At 56.1% G+C, this 25359-nt stretch carries 25 protein-coding genes and 1 pseudogene; 5 read left to right on the top strand and 21 right to left on the bottom strand.

The window, feature by feature from the left end; translation table 11 throughout:
* Positions 1 to 20: 20 nt before the first annotated feature.
* Together CC94_RS0102585 and CC94_RS0102580 are read left to right on the top strand one after the other, a co-directional pair.
* The gene (locus tag CC94_RS0102585; protein ID WP_031429693.1) at positions 21 to 425 is read left to right on the top strand and encodes a hypothetical protein; all 405 of its coding nucleotides are present in this window, start codon (positions 21 to 23) and stop codon (positions 423 to 425) included.
* Between the two features lie 347 nt (positions 426 to 772).
* A complete protein-coding gene (locus tag CC94_RS0102580; RefSeq protein ID WP_051911359.1) occupies positions 773 to 2407 on the top strand; it encodes a PxKF domain-containing protein in 1635 nt (544 codons plus the stop codon).
* A gap of 330 nt (positions 2408 to 2737) precedes the next feature.
* Here CC94_RS0102580 and CC94_RS0102575 read toward each other — a convergent pair whose 3' ends face one another.
* From CC94_RS0102575 to CC94_RS0102560, 4 genes are all read right to left on the bottom strand, one after another.
* Positions 2738 to 3472 (bottom strand): sulfite exporter TauE/SafE family protein, encoded by a 735-nt coding sequence (locus tag CC94_RS0102575; RefSeq protein ID WP_031429691.1) that lies wholly within the window; start codon positions 3470 to 3472, stop codon positions 2738 to 2740.
* Between the two features lie 229 nt (positions 3473 to 3701).
* Positions 3702 to 4013 (bottom strand): Mpo1-like protein, encoded by a 312-nt coding sequence (locus CC94_RS0102570; protein ID WP_031429690.1) that lies wholly within the window; start codon positions 4011 to 4013, stop codon positions 3702 to 3704.
* Positions 4014 to 4470: 457 nt separating this feature from the next.
* Positions 4471 to 4803, bottom strand: coding sequence for a transposase (locus tag CC94_RS25425; protein ID WP_084675281.1), 333 nt, complete (start codon positions 4801 to 4803; stop codon positions 4471 to 4473).
* Positions 4800 to 5159: a hypothetical protein gene (locus CC94_RS0102560; RefSeq protein WP_031429689.1), complete on the bottom strand. Its 360-nt coding sequence runs from the start codon at positions 5157 to 5159 to the stop codon at positions 4800 to 4802. The genes CC94_RS25425 and CC94_RS0102560 overlap by 4 nt, the downstream gene beginning before the upstream one ends.
* 549 nt (positions 5160 to 5708) lie before the next feature.
* Here CC94_RS0102560 and CC94_RS25420 point away from each other — a divergent pair.
* The gene (locus tag CC94_RS25420) at positions 5709 to 5891 is read left to right on the top strand and encodes a hypothetical protein (protein WP_051911357.1); all 183 of its coding nucleotides are present in this window, start codon (positions 5709 to 5711) and stop codon (positions 5889 to 5891) included.
* Between the two features lie 75 nt (positions 5892 to 5966).
* On the opposite strand, the gene CC94_RS25415 is transcribed toward CC94_RS25420, so the two are convergent.
* Positions 5967 to 6122: a hypothetical protein gene (locus CC94_RS25415; RefSeq protein ID WP_425411943.1), complete on the bottom strand. Its 156-nt coding sequence runs from the start codon at positions 6120 to 6122 to the stop codon at positions 5967 to 5969.
* Positions 6123 to 6147: 25 nt separating this feature from the next.
* On the opposite strand from CC94_RS25415, the gene CC94_RS25410 reads away from it, so the two are divergent.
* Positions 6148 to 6423, top strand: coding sequence for a chromate transporter (locus CC94_RS25410; protein WP_040578361.1), 276 nt, complete (start codon positions 6148 to 6150; stop codon positions 6421 to 6423).
* A gap of 43 nt (positions 6424 to 6466) precedes the next feature.
* On the opposite strand, the gene CC94_RS0102545 is transcribed toward CC94_RS25410, so the two are convergent.
* From CC94_RS0102545 to CC94_RS0102485, 12 genes are all read right to left on the bottom strand, one after another.
* Complete coding sequence (locus tag CC94_RS0102545) at positions 6467 to 7966, bottom strand: efflux transporter outer membrane subunit (protein ID WP_031429686.1); 1500 nt, start codon at positions 7964 to 7966, stop codon at positions 6467 to 6469.
* Complete coding sequence (locus tag CC94_RS0102540) at positions 7963 to 8949, bottom strand: efflux RND transporter periplasmic adaptor subunit (RefSeq protein ID WP_031429685.1); 987 nt, start codon at positions 8947 to 8949, stop codon at positions 7963 to 7965. The genes CC94_RS0102545 and CC94_RS0102540 overlap by 4 nt, the downstream gene beginning before the upstream one ends.
* 18 nt (positions 8950 to 8967) lie before the next feature.
* On the bottom strand, positions 8968 to 9690 hold the full coding sequence (locus tag CC94_RS0102535; protein WP_031429684.1) for an ABC transporter ATP-binding protein: 723 nt from the start codon (positions 9688 to 9690) through the stop codon (positions 8968 to 8970).
* Between the two features lie 2 nt (positions 9691 to 9692).
* On the bottom strand, positions 9693 to 10850 hold the full coding sequence (locus tag CC94_RS0102530; protein WP_031429682.1) for an ABC transporter permease: 1158 nt from the start codon (positions 10848 to 10850) through the stop codon (positions 9693 to 9695).
* A 617-nt stretch (positions 10851 to 11467) separates the two neighbouring features.
* Positions 11468 to 12274 (bottom strand): tRNA pseudouridine(38-40) synthase TruA, encoded by an 807-nt coding sequence (truA, locus tag CC94_RS0102525; protein WP_031429681.1) that lies wholly within the window; start codon positions 12272 to 12274, stop codon positions 11468 to 11470.
* A gap of 117 nt (positions 12275 to 12391) precedes the next feature.
* Entirely contained in the window at positions 12392 to 12880 is a 489-nt protein-coding gene (locus tag CC94_RS0102520) for a L,D-transpeptidase (protein ID WP_031429680.1), read from the bottom strand.
* Between the two features lie 13 nt (positions 12881 to 12893).
* Entirely contained in the window at positions 12894 to 14228 is a 1335-nt protein-coding gene (rlmD, locus tag CC94_RS0102515) for a 23S rRNA (uracil(1939)-C(5))-methyltransferase RlmD (RefSeq protein ID WP_005373659.1), read from the bottom strand.
* Between the two features lie 3 nt (positions 14229 to 14231).
* On the bottom strand, positions 14232 to 14816 hold the full coding sequence (locus tag CC94_RS0102510) for a YdbL family probable chaperone protein (protein ID WP_005373658.1): 585 nt from the start codon (positions 14814 to 14816) through the stop codon (positions 14232 to 14234).
* A gap of 14 nt (positions 14817 to 14830) precedes the next feature.
* Positions 14831 to 16897 (bottom strand): AsmA family protein, encoded by a 2067-nt coding sequence (locus tag CC94_RS0102505; RefSeq protein ID WP_005373656.1) that lies wholly within the window; start codon positions 16895 to 16897, stop codon positions 14831 to 14833.
* Between the two features lie 401 nt (positions 16898 to 17298).
* Positions 17299 to 18012, bottom strand: a complete 714-nt coding sequence (locus CC94_RS0102495; RefSeq protein ID WP_031429677.1) for a M48 family metallopeptidase — start codon at positions 18010 to 18012, stop codon at positions 17299 to 17301.
* Positions 18012 to 21161, bottom strand: a complete 3150-nt coding sequence (locus tag CC94_RS0102490) for a type I restriction endonuclease subunit R (protein ID WP_031429676.1) — start codon at positions 21159 to 21161, stop codon at positions 18012 to 18014. The genes CC94_RS0102495 and CC94_RS0102490 overlap by 1 nt, the downstream gene beginning before the upstream one ends.
* Positions 21162 to 21177: 16 nt before the next feature.
* A complete protein-coding gene (locus tag CC94_RS0102485; protein WP_031429675.1) occupies positions 21178 to 22398 on the bottom strand; it encodes an RNA-binding domain-containing protein in 1221 nt (406 codons plus the stop codon).
* A gap of 95 nt (positions 22399 to 22493) precedes the next feature.
* Between CC94_RS0102485 and CC94_RS24035 the strand changes: the two genes are divergently transcribed.
* A complete protein-coding gene (locus CC94_RS24035; protein ID WP_169740941.1) occupies positions 22494 to 22661 on the top strand; it encodes a hypothetical protein in 168 nt (55 codons plus the stop codon).
* Here the strand turns inward: CC94_RS24035 and CC94_RS24210 are convergent.
* From CC94_RS24210 to CC94_RS21150, 4 genes and pseudogenes are all read right to left on the bottom strand, one after another.
* Positions 22658 to 22897: a Fic family protein gene (locus CC94_RS24210; protein ID WP_213069399.1), complete on the bottom strand. Its 240-nt coding sequence runs from the start codon at positions 22895 to 22897 to the stop codon at positions 22658 to 22660. The two genes, CC94_RS24035 and CC94_RS24210, sit on opposite strands and share 4 nt — an antisense overlap.
* Positions 22822 to 23280 carry a hypothetical protein gene (locus CC94_RS21155; RefSeq protein ID WP_213069398.1) on the bottom strand — a complete coding sequence of 153 codons (459 nt, stop codon included), beginning with the start codon at positions 23278 to 23280 and terminating at the stop codon, positions 22822 to 22824. The genes CC94_RS24210 and CC94_RS21155 overlap by 76 nt, the downstream gene beginning before the upstream one ends.
* A complete protein-coding gene (locus tag CC94_RS0102470) occupies positions 23277 to 24668 on the bottom strand; it encodes a restriction endonuclease subunit S (protein ID WP_005373643.1) in 1392 nt (463 codons plus the stop codon). Before CC94_RS0102470 ends, CC94_RS21155 begins: the two co-directional genes overlap by 4 nt.
* Positions 24669 to 24810: 142 nt before the next feature.
* Positions 24811 to 25331 (bottom strand): annotated as a pseudogene (locus CC94_RS21150) (REP-associated tyrosine transposase).
* Positions 25332 to 25359 lie beyond the last annotated feature (28 nt).

The raw sequence follows: 25359 nt of genomic DNA, 5'->3' as shown, positions 1-25359 counted from the left end.
GTTTCCGGAGGAGTTCCAACATGCGTAATTTGATAGCGGGATTTATTCTGATCGTGATCCTGCCCGCGGTCGGCGCGGCCCAGGCGCCTAGCGGGGTTGAACGTCCGCGGAACGTGCTGGAGCCTTCTCCTGAAACGGTGCCTGCCGGCTCCGATTCTCCTTCCGCTTCGGAAGGAAAGGCTACCGGTTCCGCCGGCTCGCAAGGCGAGGCATACGCCATCTGTTTGCGCGCGACTCGGCGCTTCGACGAACAGGAGAAAGTCAAAGGCAACGAGAAAACCGAGATCACGCCGCTGTCGACGGCGTGCCAGGAAGAGCTGAAACCGGCCGCGTATTGGCTGTGCATGGATAAAAAAGCGGTCGAACAAGTCGATTTCAACAGTGCGGACTGGCAGTGCGAAAGGCAGACCGGGATATTGGAATAATGCCCTGCTTTGGCCTTTATTGTCCGGTTTTTGCGGAAGAAGGGACGAGCCGGCGAAAGGAGACGCCGGTTTGACAAGTCGAGTTTTGCCATTACGAAGAAACCGTCTCGAAGCGTTTTTCTGATCGTGGATCGCGGTGAGGGATCGGTTCGGCTGTGCCGCAACAGACCCGAAGTCTCTGTAGTATTCTGGCCTGTAAGGCTGTCGGCCTGGATAAATGGAAAGGTCCGGAGTGTAATGGCGATGACTAAAGCGCCGTTGTTGGACGGCTCTAAAAAGGGCATCATCGACTAGGAAAAAGAGGAAAACAAATTCTCCTAGATCTTTAAATTGAACGGAGGGAAATTATGAATACGGAAGCATCTACCCCGGCTACTCTCTACCTGCTCAACAGCATCCTGCTGCTGACCGCGCTGAACGGATGTCCCGCCTGGGCCGCTAAGCTTAGGGTCAATACGTTAAGCGACACCCTCAAGGCTGCGGACGGTCTTTGCACGCTACGCGAGGCGATTGCCAACGCCAATGAGGACATCGACACCACTCTCGGTGATTGCGCGGCCGGCTCCGAGGTCGATACTATCACCTTCAGAGTCAGCGGCACGATCATGCTGGCCAGCACTCTTGATATTACTACCGGATCCTCGATTATTCTCAACGGAGACGGGCGGAACATCATCGTCAGCGGCGGCGGTACCGTACGGGTGATGCGTGTGAACGGCGGGGCCCAGCTCCACCTCAAAAGACTTACCATTACCAAAGGCTTTAGCTTCTCCTCCAACGACTATGTGGGCGGTGACGGCATCCTCAATTACGGCACCCTCACCGTCAGCAACAGCACCTTCACCGGCAATGGCCATGGCCCTTCAAGCCCGAGCATAGGCGCTGGCATTTATAACGCGGGTATCCTCACCGTCAGCAACAGCACCTTCTCCGACAACTTCGCGGCAGTTGGTGGCGGCATCGCCAACGAGGGCACCCTCACTGTCAGCAACAGCACCTTCTCCGGCAACGACTCAATCTTCAGTGGCGGCGGCATCCGCAACATTGCCGGCACCGCCACCGTTACCGGCAGCACCTTCTCCGGCAATAGTACTGACAGCACGGGCGGCGGGGTCGCCAATAACGATACCTTCACCATCGGAAACAGCACCTTCTCCGGCAACCGCGCGGCCGACGGCGCCGGCATCTCAAACTTTGGCACCCTCACCGTTATTCATAGCACCTTATCCTTCAACTTGGGAGGGCCATATGTCGGTGGCATCAGAAACTTCTCGGGCACTCTCAACCTGGCCAATACGATCGTTGCTAACAACGATCGTGTTGATTGCGAAAACGCTGGTACTCTAAATATATCCGGTGTTAGTCTGATAGGAGACGGTTCCTGCGACGCGAGTTCTGATCCGGCGCATTTCATTATTGGCAGTCCGGATCTCGGACCACTGGCCGACAACGGCGGCCCTACCCAGACCCATGCCCTATCGGCCGGCAGCCTCGCCATCGATCAGGCGGATAACACGATCTGCGCCGCTGCCCCGGTCAATAATTTAGATCAGCGCAATCAGTTTCGCCCGGTGGACGGGGATGGCGATGGCACTGCGGTCTGCGACATCGGCGCCTATGAGTTTGTCCCTCCTTATCCTTTCTCCGGCTTCATTCCCCCGCTGGTCAACCCGCCTATGGCGAATACCGTCAAGGCAGGGAGAGCGGTCCCGATCAAATTAAGCCTTGGCGGCGATTACGGGTTGAACATCGTTTCCGCGCTATACCCTAAATCGCAGCCAGTTGCCTGTGAGAGCGGCGCCCCCCTGGGTGACCTCGAGAAAACGATGACCCAAGGTAAAAACGGCCTGCGCTACAACCCGATCACGAATGCCTACATTTATGTATGGAAGACTAAAAGGGCGTGGGCAGGCACTTGCCGGAAATTCATCATGAAACTCATCGACAACACCGAACATGTCGCTTTGTTCAGCTTCAGGTAGACGGGCGGCATCAGATGCACATGCTTTATAACTTGGCAGGCGATGGAGAAGCGGCCTGTCACCCTGATTGTCCGCTTTCATTTTACATAAATGCCATCCATGTAAATTTTTGAAAGACAGGTAATGGCCGATTGCATCCACGTCATTCCAAAAGCCGATATCGACCGCAAAAGTAGTTTTATCGGAATAGAAGACTGGGTTGATTTGGATTTCATATTCTTCAGGTTTTAAGGTCGAAGTGTAGAACGAACTAAGCTTGGTTCAAAGAACCTCAACAGGCGGGTATTTTTCTTGTATTCCCGATGGAGTGGCGCTCCGGACTTTCATGCACTACAAATGCCCTAACCCAAGAACGCTGACCGCGATCAGGCCGCCGCCGATCCACCGCTTGAAAAGCCTGTCGTTGCGCATGATCGCGTCATGCGCTTTGAGGCCCAGCAGATGCCCGATGGCGGCTACCGGCAGCAGCGTCAGCGCTTCGGTCAAATGCAGATCCACGGACAGGGCCACAAACGTAGTCATCTTGATGCCGACCAGAATAAACCATAAGACGAACAACGTGTCGCGCAATTGGCGTTTGCCGACGTTATTCATGAAAACGGCCACCATTAACGGCGCCCCGGACAGGGATATCCCTGCAACATAGCCTCCCAAAACGAGCAGCCCTCTGTCCGCCCAGGGATGGCGGCTTTCGATGCCCCGGTTGAAGAGCCAAATGAAACCGTAAAACAAGGTAATCGAATAAACGAAGATGTTCAGCCATAACACCGGCAGGTTGACCAGCCCGAAAACGCCGACGATGGCGGGCGGAATGATGTAAAGCGAAGAGCGCAGCAGATAGCGCCAGTCGACGTTATGCAGGCGGTTCAGCAGCGTCAGGCCGGAAAAAAACAGCAGATGCGCCCCGATGATAGGCAGCCAGAACAGCGGCGTATCGCGGATGAACAGCATCAGCGGCAAGCCCAGCGCGGCGCCGCCGAAACCCAGCCCTGTCCGGACGAAGCCGGTCCAGACGAAAACCAGCGCAATGCACAAAGTCTGGTAAAGAGAAAAATCGGTCAACATGTTTTTATTGAGTCAGCATTCGGAGTATTGGAGGCTGTAGGGCGCAATAATACATACCGCAGCTAATAAAACTTCGTCATACGCCTTTGCAGACCATCTCTACCTGGATTTGTAATCGATAGACGTGTTTTTCATCGCTGCGGTATCTATAACATTCTACGCTGGCTGTGTTGCCTCCGGACGAAGAGGTCGCCGAGGGCTGTCGGATCGGGCAGGAAGACGGATTTTCTTAAAATGGAATCCTGCCGGTCAACATGTCCCACCACATTCGCCAGTCGCACAGAAAGCTAAACCAGGGATACCTGAAGGTGGCAGGCCGGTTGTGCTCGAAGAAAAAATGTCCGGTCCAGGCCAGGGCATAGCCTTGCACCAGCACAACCGCCGCCAGCCACACCGCCGGCGCCGCGAAAGCGGCGACCAGCAGCGCCAAGGCGATCGAGGTACCGGCGAAATGCAGCCGGCGCGAGACGCGGTTGGCGTGCTCGCTGAGGTAGAATGGATAAAACTCGTTGAGCGTGCGGTAATGCGGGATCTCATTCACGGCAATCGTCTCGGTTAAGCGCGGATTCCTTTTTCAACCTGAGTTCGGGATAATAAAAAGCTAGGCGAACGCCCCCTTTTTTTCGCGTAAGATTCTGTTTCCATAAACAAATCTGACCATGATCGGAAGGCGCTCATGAACAGTTTAACCGAATTGCATTGCCTGATCGACGATTTTTGTCGTGTTTTCGAGCCTGTGTGGGAACGACACTTGCCAGAGCGGATGCCGCCAGGCGAAAATCAGACCTACGAGGTTTTTAAAACCTTTTAGTTGTAGGGCGTTTTCGCGATAGCAAAACGCCAACCGCCTTTAAAGCGCGGCGGATTGCCTAGCGGCGAATCCGCCCTAGTCGCGCACCAAACTTGCTTTGATAAATACTAAACAACCACCGGCTAAAAGCCGGTGGGTTTGGGCTACGGACTGAAAGTCCGGGATACGCGTCGGCTTAACGACGCGTCTACGGTTCAACTTTAAATTCGGTAGCTGGATCCGACTCAAAATGATGCTCTAGATATTCTTTGATCATCTCTTCGGTCATCTCTCCCACCGTGGCACAAAAATACCCCCGCGCCCAGAAATGCCGACCCCAGCCGCGTAGTCGGGCACGCGCTTTTTGTGCCCGACATTTCCAATGTCTTGAAAGGTGACAGGATTTCAGACCCGCGCAACATTCCGAAGCAGGATCGCCACATGATCGTCGGGCAACGATAAAGCGGTTGCCCGACCTACACGGCTGGTCAGGTACCGCCGGAGTTTCTGAATGTACTGACTTAAATCGAGAACCTGTCAACTGTCGAACTCGATAAAGTCTTCAACGGCACGCCGAAGCCAGTCATAGAAACTGGCAAATTGAGCGCGTTGTTCCCATCCGGGTGAGGCGAAGTCATGAATGACAAATACTTCGTCTTCTTTGCCGACGTCCCAGCATGCAATATCATCATTATCTTGCCGGCGAGCGAAAGGAACGAGCTGTCGTGCAGGATATCTTTCGGTAAGTCCAGCCATTGCTTCTCTCAGGGGCTGCCCCGCCAGAAAGTACCAGGGCTCAAGTTCTATTAACCTCAATTCAACGACCCGGTTGAACTGTCGCGGATAACGAAAACCATGAGGCCACTCTTTTTCCGTAAGTAATCCCAGAGTCTTCATTGCGAAGACCCCGTAAACGGTGAGCCGCTTGGATACGTGTTTCGGAATACGCCATTTTGCTGCTGGATACGTGCCTGAACCGCTTCCTCCCAAGCCGCGTAGGTCGGGCACAAAAAGCGCGTGCCCGACCTATGCGGCTCCACATACGCATCCATGGCCCGGACCGGGTTATCCGCGCCCACCCAGTCGTCCAGCCGTGGCGGTAGACGGAGAACTTCTTGGCGGTTTTGTCCTTCTTTGTACGGACGGGGCATCGGCGCTAACGGGGCGGTGGCGGGCTCCGTTATTTTAGCAAGGGCGAGGAATACTTTCACAGCCTCAAATATCCCGCCCGGCATCTGTATCTTACGGGTTCAGCCCCCGTAGGGTACGCTGTGCGTACCTTTCGACATCGAGGGTACGCACAGCGTACCCTACAGGGCTGGGCTTAACGGCAGGGCACCCTTCAGAAGGTGAGGACTTCCCTGCACACGGTATGAAAATGCTCTAGACGGTCGAGTTTGGGTATAATTCGGGTCACTTTTCCTCGCACTACCGGAGAGACGACCGATGAATCCGCCCGATTCGACCGGGGAGCCGCCCCAATTCGTCACGTTGCGCCAAGCCTCCGGCTATTGGCTCAAACTCGGGTTTATCAGTTTTGGAGGGCCGGCCGGGCAGATTGCGATCATGCCTACGATCTGGTCGAAAAGCAACGCTGGATTTCCGCGCGGCGTTATTTGCATGTCTTGAACTACTGCATGCTGCTGCCCGGTCCCCGAGGCGCAGCAGTTGGCGACTTATATCGGCTGGCTGATGCACCGGACCTTAGGCGGGGTGATCGCCGGCGTGCTGTACGGAATTAAACCGGCGGTGACCGCGATCGTGCTGTTCGCGGCTTACCGGATCGGGGCGCGGGCGCTGAAAAATGCGCAGCTTCGGGCGATCGCGGCGCTGGCGTTTCTGGCGATCTTCCTGCTCCATATGCCGATTCCGCTGATCGTCCTGAGTGCGGCGTTGCTCGGAGCGATCGGCGGCAAACGGGCTCCGCACTATTTTTACTTTTCTGCCGAGTTTTCTGTTTATTCTGGCCGGCGGTCCGCTGATCGAATCGACGCACGGCAATCTCAAATTTACCGCCCCGTTGACCGGCATCACCGCGGCGGTGGTCGGCGTGATCCTGAACCTTGCCGCGTTCTTCGCCTTTCATGTGTTCTGGCCGAACGGTTTCTCCGGACGTTTCGATTATGTCTCGGCGCTGATCGGCGCGGGGGCTGGTTTTTAACCTTGCCACTGCCGGGCCGGTCTGACGGATTCGGCGCCGCCGCTTAAGAGAGGGGACTGGTCTGGGGCAGCGAAAGTTGACCGTGCTGCCGGCGATTTTCCGGCTCCGCAACTTCCCAGCCGCCGCCCAGCGCCTTATACAATGCCACCCGTTGGCCGGCGAGCCGGGCCTGGCTTTCGATCAGAGCCTGACGCCGGGTCAGCAACGACCGTTCCGCGGTCAGCACGTCCAGAAAACCGGTCAATCCCTTCAAATAGCGTTCGCGGGCGAGGTCCAGCGCCAGTTTTTCGGCGGCTTCGGCTTGCCGCAGCTGCGCCTGGCGCCGCCGCTCCTGTTCGATCGAAGCCAGCGCATCCTCGACTTCCTTGAAAGCATTCAGGACGGCGGCTCGATAGGCGTATACCAATTCCTGATGACGGGCTTTCCTGCCTTCGATATTGGCCTGGATACTGCCCCAGTTGAAAATCGGAAACGCCAGAGTCGAAGCGGCCGACCACGATTTACCGAGCATCGTGAAATCGGTGATGTCGGTATTCTGGAGGCCGATGAAGGCTGCCAGATTGATGCGCGGATACTGGGCGGCGACCGCGGCGCCGATATCCGCATTGGCGGCTTTCAGCCTTCGTTCGGCGCTCAGGATGTCGGGCCGGCGGCGCAGCAGTTCCGAGGGCAGTTCGGCGGAAGCCGGCTCGGCCGGCTGCGGAATCGGCGCGGGCCGCTGCAGGCGTTGGGTCAGTTCGCCCGGCGTTCTGTCCAGGAGCACGCTCAGCGCGTGCAGGGCCAGTTTGATCTGGTTTTCGTAAACAGGTTGCTCCGCCGCGGTCGCCTCGACCTGCGCGTGGGCCTGCGCCACGTCCAGATAGGAGGCGAGGCCGGCTTTTTGACGTTCCCGGGTCAGATGCAGGGTGTCCTGCTGGGTAGCCAGATTATCGCGAATCACCGCCAGCAGCTGCTGATTGGCGCGCAGCATCACGTATTGACCGGCCACTTCGCCGAGCAGGCTGACCGTCAGGGCGCGGCGGTTTTCGATTTCGGCTTCGATAGTCGCTTCCGCTGCCTCGACGGTCCGGCGAATGCCTCCGAACAGGTCGAGCTCCCATTGCGCGTCGAAGCCCGCCTGGAAGATATCGATCAGATTGTTGCCGATCCCGAACGCGCCGCCGGCGCCGGATGCCGTGCCGCCGACCGCGGTTGTCGTTCCGGCTGAAGAAGTGAAGCTGTTCAGGCGGCGGGAAGCGCTGCCGTGCGCGGAAAGCGTCGGCAGGCCGGCGGCAACGGCCTGCGTCCTTTGGGTGCGGGCGATCCGGATGCGCTGGAATGCCTGTTTCAGATCCGGATTGGTCGCGGCCGCTTCATCGATCAACCGGTTCAAAACCGGGTCGCCGAACGTTTTCCACCAGGCCCGATCGCTTTGCGGCGTATCCGGGGAAGAGGAGCTTTCGCTCCATTGGGCGGGCGCGGGCATTCGGGGGCGGACATAATCCGGGCCGACCGTGCAGCCGGCCATCGTTCCGGCGAAAATCAGCAAGAGCGCTTTGTTCATGCCGGCGGCGTGGGGGGAGGAGAGGTGCGGATCGGTGTGGTTTCGCGGCCGACATCGGGCGCCTCGATGAAAACGTCCATCTGCTGCCCGACAAAGACCGGCATTTTATTGCGATCGAAGCTGTACAGCACTTGTAAAACCCGGGTATCGACGCGTTCGGTACTGTCGCCGGTCAGCGATCTTTTGGGCACGACGAAGGGTTCCACCCAGGCCAGCGCCAGATCGGTCCGAAACCGGCGGTTGCCGCGCAAATAGGCGACCGCTTTGCTTTCCCGGCGGAAGCGCCAGGCATCGTTTTCATCGATATCGACGCGGACATGCAGGTCTTCCAGATTGCCGACCAGCATCAGCGGGGTGGCAAGCGGACCCGCCTGGGCGAATTCTCCCGGCCGCACGTTCACTTGCAGCACTTCGGCATCGATCGGGGCTTCGACCTGCAATAAATCCAGCGTGGTCCGGCTTTCTTTGACCACCGCTTCGGCCTGCAGTACCTGCGCCTCGGCGCTGTCGAGCCTGCGTTGTGCAATCAGCGTGGCGTTCCGGCGCCGGTCGAGTTCTTCGGTGCTGATCGCGCGGCGGTCTTCGATGCTTTCGGCCAGGCGCTGCAGTACTGCGGCATCTCTGACGCCGGCTTTCGCTTCGCCGACCGCGGCCTTCGCCCGCGCCAGATCGGCTTCCCGCACGCTCAGGTCGGCCAGTGCCGCACGGTCGTCGATTGAAAACAGAATATCGCCGCGTTTGACCCGGTCGCCGACTTTGACGTTGACCGACTTGACGATACCTGCCAGGTGGGTGCCGATCGCAATATTCTCGCTTTTCGCCTCGATGATGCCGGCGCCGGCGATGAACGAGGCATAAGGCGAGGTGGCCGGTTCGGTCGCGGCCTGGGCGATCGGCGTCGGCTTGTTGCTGGTGAACACCTCGAATACGCCGAACAGAAAGCCGGCGGTAGCCAGCACGGGTAGAGTATATTTGGGTAGCATCCTTAATTCCGTGAAGAGTTAAACTCGGCGTTGCTCATCATCAGTCCGGGATTGCTGCACTTTGACGATTTTTCCGTCGTCCATTTGCGCGATCCGGTCCGCAAAATCGAAAATGCGGGCGTCGTGGGTCACGATCACCAGCACCCTGGAACTGTCGACCGCGACCGACTTCAGCAGTTCGAGCACATGCCGCCCCGTTTCGTGGTCCAGCGCGCTGGTCGGCTCGTCGCAGACGATCAGCCGCGGGTCATGGACCAGCGCGCGCGCAATCGCCACGCGCTGCTGCTGGCCGCCGGACAGTTGGGAAGGCAGGGCGTCCACGCGATTTCCGAGGCCGACCTGTTCCAGGACGCCGTTCGCCTTGCGTACCGCCTCGTGGCGGTCCATGCCGTTGATGATCAGCGGAATCGAGACATTTTCGGCCGCGCTCAGCGTCGGCAGCAAATTATAAGCCTGAAAGACGAAGCCGATATTTTCAGCACGAAACTTCAGTTTCTCCCGGCTGCTCAATTTCAGCAGGTCCTGGCCGAATACGCTGCACAGGCCCGAATCCTGGTCCAGAATCCCGGCGATGACCGAGATCAAGGTCGTCTTGCCGCAGCCGGACGGCCCGACCAGCATCATCAGTTCGCCGACGCGGACTTCGAGGTCGATGCCCTGCAGGGCGGTGATTTTTTGCGAGCCGGCAGCATAGGTTTTGACGACATTTCGGCACAATACGGCCAATCCATTGCCATTCATGCTCATCCTTTGAACACGACCGCCGGTTCCAGCTTGATCACTTTGCGGATACTCAGCAAGGCGGCGAACATGCAGATCAAAGTTATGCCCGCGCCGCTGAACATGAGCAATTGCCAGGGAAACTTGAATGCCAGAATCGTATTGCGCATCGTAAAGCCGAACAGGGCGGTCAGGCCGACGCCCAGCCCATAGCCGATGCTGCCGACCAGCAGCGCCTGCAGCAGAATCATCCTGAGCAGCACGCCGTTGCTCGCGCCCATCGCTTTCAGCACGCCGAACTGCCGGAGGTTTTCCAGCGTGAAGTTATAAAAGGTCTGGCCCGCGATCGCCGCGCCGACGATGAAGCCGAGCGCGACCGAAATGCCGAAGTTGATCGGGATCCCGGTGTTTTTCATGAAATAATCGTAGGTGAGCGTCTGGAACTCCTTTTGGGTATAGGCGGCCAGGCCGGTCGATTCGCGGATGCGGCGGGTGAGTTCGCCGATGTTCTGGCCGGGTTTGGCCTTGACCAGCACGAACGACAGCAGTTTGCGCTCTCGCGGCGCATACTGCAGCGCGCGGTTGTAGGTCGTATAGAGGACCGGCTGGGACTGGAAAGTGCGCGTCGTTTTGGCGATCCCGACCACGATCGCGCGCCGGTCGTTCAGTTCGAGCGTGTCGCCGATCGCCAGCGGCACGGGTTTTCCGTCTTGCGCCGGCGCCTTGGCCAGTTTGGTGGTCGCGCCCTCAATGTCGACGATGATGCCGTCGCTGCGGCGCAGGTCTTCCAGTCTTCCTGCCAGCATCTCCGGCGGACCGCCGATCAGGGTAGCATCGTCCAGGCCGATCATATTGCAAGTTTGAAACGTGCCGTCGTAAAGGCGCGCCTTGATCAGCCCCTTGTACAAAGGCACCGCCCAGGCGACGCCGGACACGCCGCGCACCCGGTACAGTTCGGTGTCCTGCATCGGCTTGATGTCGTCGATGAACTGCACCTTCGGGTCCATCACCCAGATGTCGGGCAGGCCGACGTCCGATATGAAGCTGTACGACCGTGTCATCAGGCCGAGAAAAATGGCGGGCTGCTGGGTCATGATCAGCGAGGCGAAGGTCAGGCCCATCACGATGCCGAGATACTTTCCGCGGTCGCCCATCAGCATGGTTAGCGCAATGTAATTCATTTTTTTAGGGGCGGGAATTCGAAGGGTTCGGTCATGGCCTGATCCGTGTAGTTTAGCTCTTCATTGACGAGCGGTTTTTTAATCAGGATAAATGCTTTAGTAGAGAGGATGATTTAATGCTAAGTTCAGCTCTTGTAGGGCGGATTCGCCGCCAGGCAATCCGCCATTGCTTTGAGGCCTGCTGGCGTTTTGCTATCGCGAAAACGCCCTACAATGCTGCTCTTCATAACGCTTGACGTGGATAACAGCTTTTGTAGGGCGGATTCGCCGCCAGGCAATCCGCCATCGCTTCGATGCCTAGTGGCGTTTTGCTATCGCGAAAACGCCCTACAGTGCTGCTCTTTATAACGCTTGATGTGGATAACAGCTTTTGTAGGGCGGATTCGCCGCCAGGCAATCCGCCATTGCTTTGAGGCCTGGTGGCGTTTTGCTATCGCAAAAACGCCCTACAGCGCTGCCCTTCATAACGTTTGATGTGGATAACAGCTTTTGTAGGACGTTTTCGCCGCCAGGCAATCCGCCATTGCTTTGAGGCCTGCTGGCGTTTTGCTATCGCGAAAACGCCCTACAACGCTGCTCTTCATAACGCTTGACGTGGATAACAGTATCTACGGCCCTTAATCCTGGTGTCGGCAAGCATCGGCCGGCAGTTTGGCGAAAACGGGGTGATTGGCGAGCCGGTAGCATTCGGGGTAAAACACGCCGCCCAGGTACAGGCCGTGAGGCGGGGCGGTGATGCCGGCGAGCGCGCGCTTTTTGACCGCCAGCAGTTTCCGAATCCAGTCGGCCGGCTGTTTGCCCGCGCCGACCGCGATCAGGCTGCCGGCGATATTGCGGACCATGTGGTGCAGGAACGCGTTGGCGGCGATATCCATGATCACTTTATCGCCTTCGCGGGTCACGTCGACGAAATGGACCTGCCGGAACGGGCTTTTGGACTGGCAGCCCTGCGCCCGGAACGAGGAAAAGTCGTGGTGGCCGATCAGGCATTGGGCGGCCCGGTGCATCCGGTCCGCATCGAGCGGCGTATAGCACCAGGTCGTTTGCGTGGGCAGAAGGGCCGATTTGACCGGCCGGTTCAGGATGATGTAGCGGTAAAAGCGCGCGATCGCGCTGTAGCGCGCGTGAAAGTCGCCGACCGCGGGCTTGGCCCAGAGGATGCGTACGTCGTCGGGCAAGTGGGTATTGCCGCCCATCACCCAGGAGTAGGGCGCCCGCTCGGCTTTCGTGTCGAAATGCACGACCTGTTCGAGCGCATGCACGCCGGCGTCGGTGCGTCCGGCGCAGATCACAGTGACGGGATGATTCGCGACTTTTGCCAGCGCCCGTTCGAGTGCGGCCTGGATGCTGCGCCGTTCGGCCTGGAATTGCCAGCCGGAAAAGGCGCTGCCGTCGTATTCGATGCCGAGGACGATGCGGGTCATAGGGCGGACGTCAAGGCATAGGGTACGCTGCGCGTACCGAATCCGGTAGTATCGGTTCGGGCCTTGGGAGAAAAGGTACGCGCAGCGTACCCTACGCGGATTGCCGGAAAGGCCATTCTAATCTTCATGAATGTAAATCCTGACGCCGGCTTCGAGGTGGTCGAACAATTCCAGCACATCGGCGTTGAACATCCGGATGCAGCCGTGCGATGCGGGCGGGCTCTGCATCCCTTCGTCCGGCGTGCCGTGGATGTAAATGTAGCGCCAGGTGCTGTCGACATTGCCATAGCGGTTAAAGCCAGGTTCCAGACCGCCGAGCCACAGGATTCGGGTCAGGATCCAGTCACGCTCCGGATACAGGCGGCCGAGTTCCGGGTTGTAGATTTCGCCGGTCGGGCGGCGGCTCTTGAAGACGGTGAAGACCGGCTGGCCCCCGCCGATTTTTGCGCGCACCCGATGCCAGCCGCGCGGCGTGCATTCGCTGCCTTGCCGTTCGCCGGGGCCGTTTTTCGCGGTCGAAACCGGATAGGTTTTGACGGTTTGCCCGTTTTCGATCAATGCCAGACGCTGGTTGGCGATTGAAACGTCGAGGTAGGTGTCGGCCATGATTCGACAGCCTTTATTTGACGAACAGCGCCATCGATTCGACATGCCCGGTCTGCGGGAACATGTCCATCACCCCGGCTTTGGCCAGCTTGTAGCCGAGCTCGTTGACCAGGATGCCCGCATCGCGCGCCAGGGTGGAAGGATTGCAGGAGACGTAGACGATCCGCTCCGGTTGCCATTTCTTGAAATATTTCAGCACTTCCGACGCGCCGGCCCGCGACGGGTCGAGCATGATCTTGTTGTATTTACGATTGAACCAGGGCTGGTCAGAGACATCCTTGCTGAGGTCAGCCGCGTAGAATTCGACATTCTCGATCTTGTTGTGCCTGGCGTTCTCTTTCGCATGGTCCACCAGCGGCTGGTCGCCTTCGACGCCGACCACGCGGCCGGCGTAACGCGCCATCGGCAGCGTAAAGTTGCCGAGGCCGCAGAATAGGTCCAGCACCGTATCGTATTCGTTCAGTTCCAGCGTTTCGAGCACCCGGTTGATCATCTGCCGGTTGATCTCGTAGTTGACCTGGGTGAACATCGCCGGCCGGAATTTGAATTCGATCGCCTGCTCGGGCAGGGCGTAGGTCGGAATCACTTCCGGCTCGCCGTCCAGCGGCACGATCGAATCGGGGCCTTTCGGCTGCAGGCAGATCGACACGCCGTGTTCGTGCGCGAAGACGCGCATCTTTTCTTTGTCGGTCTCGGTCGGCGGTTCCATTACACGCACGGCGAGCACGCATTGCTCGTCGCCGATCGCGACTTCGATCTGCGGAATTTTTTCGCGGATGCTGAGGCCCGAGATCAGCTCGGACAGATCGATCAGTTTCTCGCCGACAACCGGGTGCATCACCCGGCAGCTGTCGATTTCGGCCAGGTAAGGATGGCGGCGTTCGCGGAAGCCGACCAGCGTCCGGCTTTTCTTCGCGACATATTTGACGCCCATGCGCGCCTTGCGCCGGTAGCCCCAGTGCGGGCCGGTCAACGGCGGCCAGAGTTCGGGGGCGGCGACCTTGCCGATGCGTTTGAACTGCTCTTTCAGCAAATCCTCTTTGATGTGGATCTGTTCGGCCGCTTCGACATGCTGAAAGCTGCAGCCGCCGCAGACCCCGTAATGCGGGCAGAGCGCCTCGCTGCGCGCCCGATTGCGGGTGATCAGATTCACGACCCTGCCTTCGGCGAAATCGCGGCGCATTTCGGTGTAGACGAATTCGACTTCCTCGCCGGGCAGGGCCTCGTCGATGAACACGGCCTTGCCGTCCACATGCGAAACGCCGCGCCCGTCATGGGCGAGCGATTCGATCGTGGTTCTAACCGGCGTTTCCGGCAGGGTTTTCTTTCTCGCTCTGTTTCCCGCCATCTGTTATTTCTGTTTCCAGCTTCCGTTCGAGGACTGAACCCACCAGCCGGACTGGGCGTTGCCGATCCAGCGCGCGGCGAAGGTCGCCTTGATCTGGTCCAGCCATTCGGGATGGCCGTTCGCGTTCGCGATTGCTTGGTACAGGCGCTGCCGGTCCTGGTTTTCGGCCGCGACCAGTTTGGTGACCTGATTGCGGTCTTTTAACGGGATATTGGCGCCTTCCCGGACCGTCAAAGAGCCGTCCGCCTTGATGCCGATGTAGCCGGCCGCATAGTTCGGCTGCAGCGAGGCGAAGCGCTTTTCCATCGACGCGCGCAGCTTCCGGATGTCGGGGCTGTCGATCGAAAGATCGGCCTCGGCCGCCTTGGCGGAAGTTATGACTGTGCCGATGGCCCTGTCGATCCAGCGGAAGAGAGCCGCGTGTTCGTCATCTTGGCCGGATCTCGATTGCGGCTTCGGCGGCACCGCGTTCTGAATGTCCTGGATGATTTCATCGGCCGCTTTTTCGGCGGCCGCGGCCGGAAAATAAATGTTGATCGTGACGCAGGCGGAAAGCAGCAGCGCGCTCAGAAGGGAAAGTTTTCTCATCGATTTCACCTGAATTATTTGATAATGACTTCGTCCGATGCGGTGATGCGTTGCAGGCGCTCCATCAACACGGTCCAGTCAACCCGTGGATTATACCCGATCACGTCGATTCTCGGCAGGCCGCCGCCCTTGATGATCCGGTAGCCGTCGTTTTCGGCGGCCTCGATGCCCATCATCTGGCAGACGCCGGCGTGCAGGTAGCAGCCGAGGCCGATCTTGTCGTAGCCGAAGGTATCGAAAAAGCGCAGGAAACTGCGCGACAGCAGGTCGGCCGCGCCGCCTCCGCCGATGTTCGCGATATTCCGGACCGCTTTCTGGCTGATCCGGTGCGTTGAGTCGTCGTCTTCCGGCGTGCCGAACCAGGCATAAAAGCCGACCGGCCGCCAGTTTTCGAGCTGCAGATTCTTGACGAATCCGGACAATCTGCCGGTTATCCCGCCGAACTCGAATTTGCGGGTGATCCGGTCGAGGTCCAGGCGGTCCAGTTCGATCTCGGCGGAGAGCCTCGGGAAGTCGCTGAACAGTCCGGAAGAAGCCAGATTGGCGATTCTGATGTTGCCGTCGAAGACTTTGACGTTCAGTTCGCCTTTCAGTTTCAGCGTCTTGTCCCGGTATTCGACGCCGGGTATCCTGCCGCTGACCGTGCCCGACAGCGGCGTCCAATGCAAGGCGCCGGTCAGTTGTTCGAGCGAGATATCGTTCAGGCGCCCTTCGAAATAGACGTCGGGTTCCTGTTCGGGGCGGCTTTGCAAAGTGAACCGGTTCAGCGCGATGGTGCCGCCGAGAAAGGGCAGGCGGGTTTTTTTCAGCAGTTCGATCCGGTCGGCGCGCGCCGAGAAGGGCAGCCGGGCAGGACCGATCGGAAGCGAATACAGCGACAGTTTTTGCCAGCTCAGCGCCGACGGGACGGCCGCGTCGGGAGCTTTCGACCAGTAAATCGAGCCTGCTCCGCCTTCGGCGGCGACCCGGCCGCTTTCGTCGTGTACCGCAAGCCTGGCGAAGTTTAACGCCAGATGCGTCAGGGCTTGTTCGGCCAAGGTCAGTTCCGCTTTCGCCCGGCCTTCCAGCGAGAGGCTCTCGAAAGCGGTCTGTTCGGCGAAAGGTTTCAGATAGACCGCCGAGAAGCGCGCCAAATCCTCCGATTGTACGGTTAAGGCGGCACGGGCCAGTTTCACCGGGGCGCCGGTTTCGATCGAGGCGTTGCCGCTTACGGCCGCGGTTCCGGTATGTTCGAAAACGAACGAGGCGATGTCGACGCATCGCCGGGCGGGGTCCCAACTTCCTTGTCCGGTGAATTTGATCGCTTCCTTGCCTGCTTCGAGATAGACGGGTTCCAGGTACAGCGCGCCGCCGGTGAGCTGCGGGGAGATTTGCCAGTGCCAGCGCTCTCCTTCGTGGCTGGCATGGATTTTCGCGTTTGCGGACAGTGCTTCGGTCGCGGCTTTGCCGTCCGGGGTTTGCAGGGAAAGGTCATGAAGCCGGACGCTCAGGGCGATGTCGCCGATTTTGCCTTTGATTCCGGAGGCCAGAAGCTCGAAATCCAACTCGCCGTTTTTGATCTCGACCGGGCTGAAGCCGAACAGCTTCCGCAGCAGCTCACCGTCGAGTTTTTCGCCGGCCAGCCTGACCTGCCAACGCATCGCCCGTTCGGTCATTTCGGCGTTAAGGATGCCGCCGGATAGCCGGAGGCCGGTCACGGCCGCGCTACTCGATTTCTCGCCGAGCCGGAACGAAAACGCAGCCTTCGGTGAACGCCAGCGCTTCGAGCCGATCCTGGCGCGGCCCTGTTCGCAGACGGTTTGACGGTCGTTCCATTTGAACGCGGTGCAGCGGATGTCGGCCAGTTGCAGGTCGTCGAACGGTTTCGGCAGGGCCAGCTTTCCGATCGTTAGGGCCAACTGCTGGCGAGAGTTCGGGATGCCTTCGAGGGCAAGTCGGACGTTTTCGAGTTTCCAGCCCTGTGCGCTCAGCGAGCCGATGTCCAGCGCGACCTCCTCGATCGCTGCGGCGGGGAAGGCGAATGGCAGCAGACCGGAGAGCAGGAGTAACTTGCTACGGTCAAGTTTGCGGAAATGAGGCATCGAACGTAGGGTAGGTAACGGCACGCTTGGGAACAGTCCCGATGTATTTTTGTAGGTCTGGAAAACTCCCTCTCCCGTGGGAGAGGTCCTTGGAGAGGGAAAAAATCGATGAGAGATTTCCTCATACTGCCTTCTCGTGGCATAGCTATCTACACAACTTCCCGTCTTGTCAAGCATCGAGGTCGCAGGATGAGCAGAGCGTAGCGAAACCCATCGCCGGAGACTCCGATGTGGGACCGGATCTGATTAGGTTCGGAGCTCAGACCGTCGAGGCGCTCGTTCGCAAGCGGACGAGGGCTTGATGGGTTTCGCTGGCGCTCTACCCATCCTACGCCAGGCACGTTCAACACCGGGTGGAGGTGCCTGTGCCCGGAGGCAGAGGTACTTATTCAGAACTCCTTTCAATATAACCAATTCTCAAACGCCAACGGCAGTTTATTCAAAAGATCCCGCCTTTCCCGCCAATTGGGCATGAGTTTGTCCATGTGCGCCCGAAAACGTTCGTTGTGATTGCGTTCGAGCAAGTGAACCAGTTCATGAACCAGAATATACTCCACGCACTCGGGCGGTTTTTTGGCTAACTCCAGATTCAACCAGATGCGTTTAGCCCGCGTATTACAGCTACCCCATTTGGTTTTCATCTTCTTAATGTTCCAATCGGCCGCTTCGACACCGATGCGGCATTGCCAATCGGTGACGAGTTTTTCAATATGGGCTTTGAGTTGAGTTCGATAAAATTCCGTCAGCACAAGGGCTCTGTTTTCAACCGAGGTGCCCGGATTAACGAACAGGTGAATTCTGCCGCCCGCTACCTTGACCTCATGGCGGCCGGCCCGTTCCGTGACATTCAAACGGTAACGCTTGCCCCGGAAGTAATGACACTCGCCGCTGACCAAAGCCCGTTCGGATTGTCTGGGTTGACTGGCAAACTCGCGCTGTTGCTTTCTAATCCAAGGGATACGGCTCACCACGGCCATGCGAATCGCCGTATCGGTCATGTGTTCCGGCGCGGACACCCGCACGCGGCCATCGGGCGGCAATACGCTGATATGCAGGTTCTTAATCGCCTTGCGATTCAGTTGCAGCGATAACTCGCCAATCCGGATCAACGGCATCAGTGATAGTCCTTCTGTGCCTTGGCCAGTTCCATCACTTTCTGAACATCCACGTCGTAACCGGCGGTTTCCTGCCGTACTGCATTGGCGATTTCCCGCTCCTTGAAGCGGTCGCCCACCCAGTCGGCTTTTTTTGTATAACGAATGGCGTTGTCGATTTTGGTCGTCAGCATCTCGTCGTTGCCAAAGTTGTCGTAAAAAGCGCGCTTGGCTTTTGTATCCATCGAAGCCGGATAATTTGAGCTCGTTTGTTCGGGACGAATCATTTTTCGGGATAACTCACGAATGCGCTCAAGGTATTCCTGATACTCGATCGCCTTTTGCCGGCGCAACGCGATCAATTCATCCAGCAATACCGACATGTGCTCGTAATACTTGGGATTGACCGGATTTTCATCGACGATGGTTCTGCGCACGTTGTTTTCGATGGTTTCCGACATCGCTTCCTGATTGCCGCGGAGGCTTTCGGGCAGGGATTCGGCCGCATCAACGCCTTTCTCGACGATCAGTTCGATAAGCCCGAGTGCCTCGAAGTCCATCAGTGGTTCGCTGTCGTCGGCGCGGATATACATGTCCAACAAATGGCGCATGGCGGGCTCGAAACGTTTCATATCCAGCAAGTCGCCGCTGGCCAGTTTCACTTCGTCGCGTACTTTTTCATAATGCGCGACTTCCGAGCGAACTTTCTCGGTTTCCGTACTGGAAAATCCCGCTTCCGGCATCTCGTTGGCGATATTGGCGAAGGCGCGCAATAATTTGGCGACATTTTGGTACAACGTCAGACGCAGCGCTTCTTTCTCGCTGAGTGCATCCCGGTTCGACCCCGATTCGCCGCAGAAATAATGGATGTAATCTTGGGTATTGCGCGGCGCCTTGACCGGCTCGCACAGCGCCCGAACCATTTCCAGCGCATTTTCCAAATCCAGTCGAGCTTGTTCCAGCCGGTCTTTCAACAAACCCGCCACGTCTTCCTTGTCGTAGCCTTCGAACGCGCCTTGGGTATAGTCGGTAATCGCCTTGTCCAGTGAACGAAACAAATCCTTGTAATCGATGATGTAACCGTATTCCTTGTCATCGCCGTCCAGCCGGTTCACCCGACAAATGGCCTGAAACAGATTGTGATCGGCCATTTGCTTGTCGATGTACAAGTAGGTCGCCGACGGTGCGTCGAATCCGGTCAACAGTTTATCGACCACGATCAACAAGCGCATTTGTCCGGGTTCGTCGATAAAGCGCTTTTTGACGTCCTTCTCGAACGCTTCGACCCGCTTGGCCGCTTCGTCTTCCGGCTGTTCGAAGTAATCCGCCAGCATTTTCCGGTAAATGTCGTATTTGAACAGTTTTTCGGTCAGCCCCTCGCCGGTTTCCTCGCCTTTGATCGCAGCAGAGGTAGGCTGGAAACTGGTCACAATCGCCACCTTGCCGGCCAAATCCGACTGGCTGAACATTTCATAAGCCTTGCAAGCCTGGTAGACGCTGGCGCAAACCAACATGGCGTTGCCGTAGCCGTCCATCAGTCGGGGTTTGGTGTCCATATCCAGCAAAATGTCGTTGACGATCTGTTGCAAGCGCGACTTGCTGGACAGCACCTTCTGCAGAGTGCCCCATTTCTGTTTGAGCTGGGTTTTGGCGATATTCGACAAACCGCGCGTTTTGGCCTCGAACCACTCGTCGATTTTCTTCTGCGAGGTAATGTGCTGATCGATGTCGCGCGCCTCGTAACGCAAATCCAACACCACGCCATCGGCCACGGCTTCATCGAATTTATAAGTGTGAATGTAGGGGCCGAACACCTCCACCGACTTCTTCTTGTCCTTTTTCATCAGCGGCGTGCCGGTAAAGCCGATAAACATTGCCGCAGGCAGAATCGCTTTCATCGCCTCATGCAGCTTGCCGGATTGAGTGCGATGACACTCGTCTACAAACACGAACAAATCGCCTTTGGCGTTGAAATCCTTGGGCAACGCCTGTTTCAACTCCTCGATAAAAGCATCTGCGGCGGTATCGTTTTCGCTGTCGGATTGCCGGCCGAATTTATGAACCAGCGAACAAATCAGCCAGGGAGTGGCCTGATTCAGCGTAGCGATCAGATCCGCGCCGCTTTTGCTCCGGTAAATTTCTTCTTCGACGCCGGTAAAGACTTTTTCGATCTGTTCGTCCAGCTCGGTGCGGTCGGTCACGATCAATACCCGGCTATCCCGGGCGTTCTCCCGAATCCACTTGGCCAGCCACACCATGGTCAGGCTTTTGCCGGAACCTTGCGTGTGCCAGATGATGCCGCCTTCGCGGCGGGCAACGTGTTGCCTGGCGGCTTCGATGCCGAAAAACTGGTTATGGCGGCAAGTTTTTTTCACGCCGGCATCGAACACGATGAAATCGTGAATGATCTGCAAGAAACGCGATTTGTTGCAGATGCGGCTGAGATGAAAATCCAGCTTGTGTAGGTTGGGCTGAATGCAATGAAGCCCAACGGTTTGATTTTGCTGGGCTTCGCTTTGCTCAATCCAATCTACATTATTTTCCTTCCATTCCAGATAATACTTTTCCGGCGTTTCGATCGTGCCGTAACGCAAGCCCTGGGTATCGTTACCGGCCATGACCAGTTGCATCGTGGTGAAGAAATTGCGGATGAAATCCTTCTTCTGGTTATCCAGATTCTGCCGGATGCCTTCGGAAACCGATACCGAAGAGCGCTTCAATTCGATCACGCCCAACGCGATGCCATTGACATACAACACGATATCCGGGCGCTTTTTACTTTCGCCCTTGATGGATACCTCTTCGGCAAGCGCAAAATCGTTGGCTTCCGGGTGCTTCCAATCGATCAGCCAGACGGTTTGGTTCTGCTCGCCCGCGCCTTCCTTGTCTTTGACACCGTAGCGCAGCAGGCGATACACCTCTTTGTTGGCGTAATAAAGTTTCTTGCCTTCGCCTAGCGCTGCGGCCGCATCCAGTTGGCGAATGGCGCGAGCGATCAACGCCTCACCGACGCCGCGTTTTTTCAGCCAAGCCGTGAGCAAATCGACTTCGATGTTTTTGTTGTCTTCGCGATCGTGCCGGTTCCCCAAATAACGGTAGCCCAGCTGATGCTGAAAAAATTCGACGATGCGGTTTTGCGTGGCGCGTTCGCGCTGGCCGACCTGACTCAAAGTAAACTCCTTTTAGCTAACGGTACAAAGTGGTTTTCAGATAATCAGCCGTTGCCACGAATTCGGGCTCCTTACCGGTCAAAGCGCGGGTCAAAGGCACGATTTTGGTTCTGACGCCCATGCCCCGATAATCGACGTAACCGTAGTCGCGCAATACTTCCATGATGAGGGTATTGCGCGGCGAACGCTGCCCGGCTTTCATCTTTTCGATCGTCATCGAATTAGGGAGAGAGCCGGGACTGATTACTTCGAAACGGTCAACATAGGAACCGACTTCGATTTCGACGAAGCGCGTCCAGTCCCGGTGCGCCAAGGCGTTGATCAAGACTTCCCGGATGGCTTCCAGCGGATAAAACCACTGAGTCTCCCGGCGTAAACCGGCATCAATAGTTGACGATTGCTCGCTGATAAACGGCTGAATCGCCGACATGAAACGCTCGATAATGCCGCCATCGATCAAATGCTTGCCCGAAGGCGTCACATCCCACCGGCCAACCATGGGGCCATCTAAAATTTCATCCAACTGAGCCTGATATTCTTTTTCCGCGTTATCGAACGCGAACACCCGCAAACCTGCCTGTTTAAAGTACCGACGCGGCTGTTTGCCAAACAGCACCAAGCCGGCAATGGTACAACTCGCTACACCGCCCGCATCGGTTAAAAAACCCAGTCCCAATAAACGCTGTTGCCATTCCGATTCGGAATGCGGCATATCCGGATCGCGGATTATGTCTTTCAAATAATTGTTCAGCCGCGCTTCGTCCAGACATTGCATATCGGTGCGCGGCACCGGCATCAGTTCGGTATGCAACATGCCGCCCAGTTCGAACAGGCGCATCTGCTGTTCGCGCGTGGCCAGCCGCGAAGTGGAGCCGACACGGATATAAATCTCTTCCTTGCCGCGATCCTTGAGCACATAGGGTTTTGATATGCCTTGCGGAAAGCTGATTACCGCGACGGTTTTCCCTCCGTCCAGTTTAATTTCTTCGTAGAACGGCAAAATCAACGGATGAATTTTTTCTTGCATCACATTCATCAGCCATTCTTCCAGATTGGGCCGTTGAATTCCGCTGATGGCACCATCATCCTCAATGCCTAATAACACCTTGCCACCCTGAAAATTCGCCATCGCCACGATTTCCTTGGCCAGTTGCTCGGGTCGAATATCATCACGCTTGAACTCGATGCCCGAATTCTCGCCATTAACTACAATTTCCAGCAACTCCGTTTTTAACATTGTGCGGTCAGCAAAGTCGGATTAAAAAATAAAAGATAATTGTTTCTCGTGCTATGATTTCAAGCAGTTTAATTTTGCAAAGATTTAAGCAGACCATGAACATCAAACGTCCTAAAAATAAAGCCCCCACGGTCAGCAAATCCATGATCATTCGTTCAATCGCTAGCTCCACCGCCATCGAAACAGGGCAGCCGATAGCTGTTATTGAAGCCAAACTCAAGGTAGCCAGCAAAAAATACCGTCATTTAAAACTGGCCTCTTAATCGGCTTCAGTCTCATTAAAGGCGCGCTCGATCCAATTCATCATTGGCTGGTAATTGCAAGCTAATCCTTGCTGAATAGCCGTAAAATAATCCTCCCGGTTATTATCCCAAGACGTGTAATCCAAAGTGCCGTAACCTGCCTGTACAGCCATGATGTCGGCTAATAGACGCGCCAGCCTTCCGTTACCTTCGCGGAATGGATGCGCAAGAATAAGCTCAACATGGATGATAGCCATAGCCTGATCAGCTCGTCATCCGATAACGCCTGGCAAGGCGTCAGTCTGGACAGATAATCTCTATCCAGAAGATTCAAATATGGAATTTGCGTCGCCGCAGCAAATTGAAAGCCGTTTTTGCCCATGTTGACCGAACGTTCTTCGCCAGCCCAATCGTAGATTGGAAAAAGCCACTGACGGTGCCATGTCTTGAGATGCTCGACCGTTATGACACCTTCATACAACTGCTGAATCAATACCCGATCATACAATTGCTGCAATAACAACAACTCAACCTCATCCATCTCTTCTGGATCGGTAATACCCAGTTTATTCAGCAATACCCGATTATTGGAACCCGGTTGATAGGTGGTTTGCGAACCGCCGAGCGAGTATTTGTTCATATCAGCCGGATTCTCCCGGTGAGCAATTCCTGCATCATGCCTTGTTTGGTTTGACGGGTTTTGGCGAGGCGTTTTTGCAAGGTTTGGATTTCGGCCTCCATGTCGGAGAGGATGGTGGCGATGGCGGTTTGTTCTTCTTTGTTTTTCGGACTTGGTATTAGATATTTTTGAATTGCACTAAAAGGAACTCGTCTATGACCAGCACTTCCAACCATCTCAGACTCAAGTGTAATTCTAAAGTTGTTACGAGTAGTCCAGAAATAAATAAATCGTGCATCAGAATTTTCTTTAGCCCTAAAAACATGGAACTCTGTGCTTCCATATCCTACTTCGGTAGGTAATGAATCAGTATGACAGCCTTTACCATTTTCAAAACATGGTGTTATTTTCGCGACTAGAACATCACCCTTTTCAAAGTAAGTAAAACCACTCTTAATATCACTAAATTTAATCAATGAGGTGTTAGATAGCTGAGCATTTTCTGTCACATCTTGCATTCCTACGAAAGAAACAGTATCAGATGCTTTGAGTATTTTTCTCGTGAGAGTATCCTCAAATAAATTACCGAAGTGTATACAGTCCCAATCCTCCGGAATTTCCCCCAGCTCACTTTGCATATAACCCTTCCGCGTACCATCTTCACGCAGGGCAAATTGGGGCAGGCGGGTGCGGCCGGTAAGGAGTTGCTGCATGGCGGCGGTTTTGATGGCCTGCTTTTTGGCGATCAGTTTTTCCAGTGAGTGAATCAGCGCATCGACATTGGACAGGACATTGGCGATGGCGGTTTGTTCTAACTTTGATGGAATTGCAGTTTTTATCTTCCGCACTGCATCAAGATTCATTCCTGCTTTCGCGCCTTGATCAGCAGCTCCTTTAAATAGTTTTTGAACATTCTCGGAAGATAAAAAGTAAGCTACATATTTTGAATCTATTTCGTTTTTATCAAAACGAACAAGTGCAACGTGCTGATTAATAAAAGCAGGCTTTTCCAACCGAACGTCCACATAACTGCAAATACCAATATCTGCGGTAATGGATATAAGAATATCGCCATTCTCAAGTGAAGTTCTTTTACCTTCCGACGATTGATGGGGCAATAAAACAAACTTTGTCTCAATCAAATCTAAATAGATAGACTCACGCGACATGTTGGTAATCCTAACGAAAATATTTCCATGTGAGGCATAAAATGAAGCCCAGCCTCGTGAACCACTTGTTACAAACGGATTAAAATCTCCTATCGCACAGCAATCCCAATCCTCCGGAATCACCCCCACTTCTGTCTGTTTATACCCTGGCGGATACAAGCCCCCAACCGGCACGGCTTGCCTGACCTCATCCGCCAAATACTTGACATTCGCCTCGGCGACTCGATTCTTGCTTGTCATGGCGCTTCCAAAATCAGTAAATCCGTAGGGTGGATAAGCGCTAGCGCATCCACCGATTTTCCAATAGGGCAAGGTTTTGCTGTTTGGTGGATGCGCTGGCGCTTATCCACCCTACGTTTCTTGCATTTGCATGTGGGTTGGGTCATTCGATCTCCATGTCGTCTATATCGTTTGGTGGTTGGCTGCCCCAATCCGCATCGTACCAACCTTTTTTCACTGCGCCGGCGAACGACGACCACGGCCAATGTCCGGGGTGTTGCACCAATCCGTGTTTGACTGGATTGTACTGAATATAGTCCATGTGCCGCCGCCAATCGTCTTCGTCGCGCAGGGCGTGTTCCCAAAATCGGCGCTGCCACACACCAAACGTTCTTGGCGAGCGTTGGTGGTGGTGTCGATTTGGCGGGAAACCATTTTTTTAATCTCCCGCCAGCGGGATGAATAATCCGCATCATTTTCCGGCAGCCGCCAAATGCAATGCAGGTGGTCGGGGAGCACGACCATGGCGTCGATTTGAAACGGCCGCGTCTGCTTGACTTTGCGCAAGGCATCCCGGAGCATTTGAACGCGCGCGTCGTCGATAAAAACCCGCCTGCGCCGCCAAGTGAAGACGGTAAAGAAATAACAGCCACCAGTGATACGCAAGCGTTGATAGTTGCTCATGAGTTATTGGGTTGGTGGATGCGCTGAC

It is taken from the genome of Methylomicrobium agile (assembly GCF_000733855.1).
Lineage (GTDB): Bacteria > Pseudomonadota > Gammaproteobacteria > Methylococcales > Methylomonadaceae > Methylomicrobium > Methylomicrobium agile.
Note: the sequence above shows the minus strand (reverse complement) of the source record. Positions and strands in the feature narration are given on the sequence as shown.